A 203-nucleotide genomic window follows, 5' to 3' on the forward strand; every position below is an offset into this window, starting at 1 on the left:
TGGCGTTTTTCCAGCCACAGGAATACCTGGTCTACCGGGCTTAGTGCTTTCACGAAACAGATCTCGCCTTGTTGTGATTATTGTCTGGCTGTCAGTGTTGCAGCATTTCTGGTTTGGTGGAAGTTTCGGGTTTGTGCTGAACAGGCCTGTTTTGTTGGTCTTGGGGGGAGTCGCCGCTTCGGGGGGTGGGGTTATTTTTTCTT

It is taken from the genome of Marinobacter sp. UBA2688, from assembly GCF_002352785.1.
GTDB classification, from domain to species: domain Bacteria; phylum Pseudomonadota; class Gammaproteobacteria; order Pseudomonadales; family Oleiphilaceae; genus Marinobacter; species Marinobacter salarius.